Source organism: Asaia sp. SF2.1, assembly GCF_000505765.1.
Lineage (GTDB): Bacteria > Pseudomonadota > Alphaproteobacteria > Acetobacterales > Acetobacteraceae > Asaia > Asaia bogorensis.
Genome location: NZ_AYXS01000034.1, coordinates 204030 through 208121 on the forward strand (window position 1 = coordinate 204030; position 4092 = coordinate 208121).

3 protein-coding genes are annotated in these 4092 nt (G+C 55.7%); all 3 read left to right on the plus strand.

What is annotated here, in order from left to right; all coding sequences use genetic code 11:
• Positions 1–77: 77 nt before the first annotated feature.
• On the plus strand, positions 78–794 hold the full coding sequence (locus P792_RS32105; RefSeq protein WP_035440267.1) for a polyprenol monophosphomannose synthase: 717 nt from the start codon (positions 78–80) through the stop codon (positions 792–794).
• A 25-nt stretch (positions 795–819) separates the two neighbouring features.
• Positions 820–2340: a glycosyltransferase family 39 protein gene (locus tag P792_RS32110; RefSeq protein WP_023979447.1), complete on the plus strand. Its 1521-nt coding sequence runs from the start codon at positions 820–822 to the stop codon at positions 2338–2340.
• Positions 2341–3002: 662 nt separating this feature from the next.
• The coding region (locus P792_RS0119660) for a S46 family peptidase (protein ID WP_161630852.1) at positions 3003–4092 on the plus strand (1090 nt) is incomplete at its 3' end.

Genomic DNA, 4092 nt, shown 5'->3' on the forward strand with positions numbered 1-4092 from the left:
CAAGAAATGTTACAAAAGACCCTGTGTATCCTTGCTGCTGGTGTTGATAAAGTCGAGGGGTAATCCCAGAGGAAAAGATGACAGCAGCACCAATCCTGAGCATAATAATACCGTGCTACTGTGAAGAACAAAATGTCAGGCCTCTCATTAATGCACTCGAAAAAACGCTCAGTGGCATTGCGTGGGAAATCATTTTTGTCGATGACAATTCACCCGACGGGACGATCCACACGGTCCGGAATATTGCGGCGCTGGATCGGCGCGTGCGTGGCATCGTCCGTATGGGCCGTCGTGGCTTATCGTCGGCCGTGACCGAGGGCATATTATCCTCATCGGCAACATTCGTTGCGGTGATGGATGGTGACCTGCAACATGACGAGTCCTGCCTGCTTCCCATGCTGGCCGCTCTCCAGGAGGATCAGTATGATCTCGCCGTCGCCAGTCGGCACGTGCTCGGGGGTGACTGTGGGGGGCTCTCCGGTTTCTGGCGGCGTTTCATTTCCCGTCTGGGCAATCTGGTGGCCATGTCTGCCTCTGCCCTGATCAATGACCCGATGAGTGGCTTTTTCCTGATGCGGCAGCGTGATTTTGAAGCGCTCGCTCCTCGTCTGACCGGACACGGGTTCAAGATCCTGTTCGAGATTATCATGACCAGTCCGAAATCGCTCCGGATCAAGGAGTGTCCCATGGTTTTCCGGGAGCGCGTTCATGGCGAAAGCAAGATGACACCCAGGATCATTGGCCAGTTTTTTGTGGCTCTGGCTGAAATCAAGATACGAAACGCCTTCCGGTGATCATGTCAGGCGAAGGTGGGCTCTCTTGAAGCAACTGAACAAAATAGTCGTCGCGTATTATCCGCATTTTTTTCTGCTGTTCGCGGCCCTGTTGATACGGTTCATGACATTGGGGAACCCCATCCTTGAATGGGATGAGGAATTCTATCTCTTCGGAGGGGGGCGGTTACTGCAAGGCTATCTGCCCTATGTTGACTTCTGGGACCGCAAGCCAATTGGCCTGTTTCTGCTCTACGCCGTTTTTCATCTCTTCGGGGCGTATCGGGTTATCGCCTATCAGATCGGGGCACTGCTCGCCCTGTGGGGCACGGCGCTACTGATACGTCGCATGGCGTTGAGGATTGCTCCCGCCAGCGGAGCGCTGGTTGCGGCGCTCATCTATGAGATTTGGCCCACTCTGGCGCAGGGCGAAGGTGGCCAATCGCCTGTTTTCTACAATCTCCTGGTCGCTGGCGCGATGTGCCTTCTTCTGGATCACCTGCAAGATTTCCAGGGGAACGATCGGAAACGCCGTAGAACGCTCGGCATCCTGATCATGCTCCTTTTCGGGGTGGCTATTCAGATAAAATATACCGTTGTCTTCGAAGGGATGTTTGCTGGTCTATATCTGATATATCGGGAAATAAGATCAGGGAGTGCCCCCAGAAGCATCATTGCTGACTCTGCCATATGGGTTTTCGTTGCTGTATTGCCCACGATTGCCTCTGCTCTTTTCTATATAATGAGCGGTTATGGGCATGAGTGGCTGTTTTCCAATATTTCCTCGGTGTTTCTGCGTGCGACCGAGAGTCATCAGATTATCTCGGAAAGACTGATCAAGCTCATGCCTTTGCTGGGGCCGTTTTTCATCGTCATGGGCGTGAATTTTCTGTCCGGAAGAAGCTATTCTGCACAACAGGCACCTTACGTCTCGTTTCTGACTATGTGGGCGATGGTGGCGTTCGGTGCGTTCGTGATTTTTGGCACCTGGTACATCCATTATATCCTCCCGCTCCTCGTACCCTTTTCCATCCAGATTGCCCCGCTGTTCTACAGGAAATCCGGTCGCAATCTGGCGTGGCTTATGGCAATTCTCGGGCTGGTGGCGTCGCAGCTGAGTACCTGGAAGCATTTGAGATCGAGTGGTGGAGAAGAGCTTTTCCTGGCGCTCGAGAAAAGTGTGGATTACGGAAAATCAGGTTGCCTTTTTATCTATAACGGTCCCGTTGCGCTCTATGATGCCCTGCCATATTGCCGATTGACGTCGCATCCCTTTCCATCCCATTTCGGGCTCCAGCGCGAAGCGGGTGCAACGGGCATGGACCCTCTCGCGGAGCTGCATGCGGTTCTGACGCAGGAACCTGCATATATCATTAGCCAGGAGCCGGAAGCTGCCGGTGAAAACCGGAATGTGCGCAAGGCGCTGTATGACGCGCTCTCCCGGGATTATGTCAGGACCTACAGCTGGATTTCGCGACCCCATCGCAGAATGCTGTCGGTTTATAAACGGAGCGGGGGAGTGCTCCCGCCTCACCCTGCGCTTGCGCCTGTCCCACAGTCAGAGTGACCTCCCTTTTGTCAAACCTCATGGCGCGGGTGTCGTGATCGTTCCGATCGAATAATGAGACACGTGGCCAATCGCGTCCGTCCCCGTGCCGCAGATCGACCAGGGACAGGCATTTGGGCGATTGCCTCGAACCTTCATGCCGCGCGACGTTCCCGCTACATGACGCGCCTTTTCGTACGCATCTTTACGCTGTACCAGGACGGGTTCAGGATCGGCCGGGTCGTAAGTTGCCTGTTCGTGCCCCGGCAATCATGGCTGCTCATGTCAGGCGGCTAAATGAGCCTGCGATGCCAGATGAATTGGCACTTTTCTCCCGTCTGATCGCGCCGGTCGGATGATCGCGTCCAGGAAAGGCCTCACGGTTCCTGACTGTACGTTTGGTACGATTACCGCAGCCTCCCTCGGGAAACGCATCTCAACGCGACGGTAAGAGACCCAATTTTCATTTCACAGCGTGATTTTTGCGATTTGAGCCTCTGGGGAATAGCCTCTTCGCAAACTGGCGTCTTTTCCGCTGCCTCGATGGGTTTCAGCGTGTGGCACGCTGGCGACGGCCAGCCAGAGCCGCCGGACAAGGTCACCGTGCTGATTTTCAGATTTGCAAAATGGCGCATGTTATGGATTGATACATTATATCATCATTCAGAGCCGAGCTGCTGCCCATGACCCGTGCCCGTCTATCGCTTTTCCTCTCATCGGCCCTGTTCGGTGCCGTAACGCTTGCCGACGCTGCACGCGCCGATGAAGGTATGTGGACATTCGATCATCTGCCCAACGCGGCTTTGCAGAAGACCTATCATTTCGAGCCTGATGCCGCCTGGATCCAGCACGTTGTGCAATCCTCGGCACGTCTGGCCGAGGGATGCTCTGCTTCCTTCGTGTCAGGCAACGGTCTGGTCATGACCAATCATCACTGCGCCAATTCATGCCTTGCCGCCTTGTCTGACAAGGATCACGACTATTTCCGCAACGGGTTCTACACGAAGGACCTCGCCGATGAGCGCCAGTGCCCCGGTATGGAGCTCGATCGCCTCGACACCATGAAAGATGTGTCTGCCCCTGTGGCAGAAGCCACCAAGGGCAAACAGGGGGCCGCCTATTCGGCAGCCCTGCAGGAAGTGGAAAGCAAGCTGACCAAGGATTGCGTGGGCGGTGACGACGCGCATTGGCGCTGCGATATGGTCTCGCTCTATCATGGTGGACAGACCGCGCTTTACCGTTATCGCCGCTACAACGATGTGCGCGTGGTGATGGCCCCCGAGCAGGGGATCGCTTTCTTTGGCGGTGATCCGGATAATTTCGACTATCCCCGCTATGATATCGATCTGTCGATGCTGCGCGTTTATGAGGGCGGCAAGCCGGTGAACACGCCGTTCCTGCAGTTCGATCCGAACGGCCCGAAGGCGGATGATCTGGTTTTCACCTCCGGCAATCCGGGGCGCACGCAGCGCGGGCTGCCTGCTGCAGCTCTTGCGTTCCAGCGTGATGTGGCCAATCCGGCAATTATCGCCATGCTTTCAGTGCGTGAAGGGATGCTGTGGCAATACAGCCGTGAAAGCGCCGATCACGCGAAGCAGGCGGAGAATACGCTGTTCGGTATCCAGAACGGTCTGAAATCCTATTCCGGCACTCAGGCGGCACTTCAGTCAGGCGATATCGTGAGCCGACGTGAGAAGGAAGATGCCGCCCTGCAACGCTGGATCGATGCCGACCCGGCGCGTCGTGCTGCTTATGGCCAGCCTTTCGCCATGG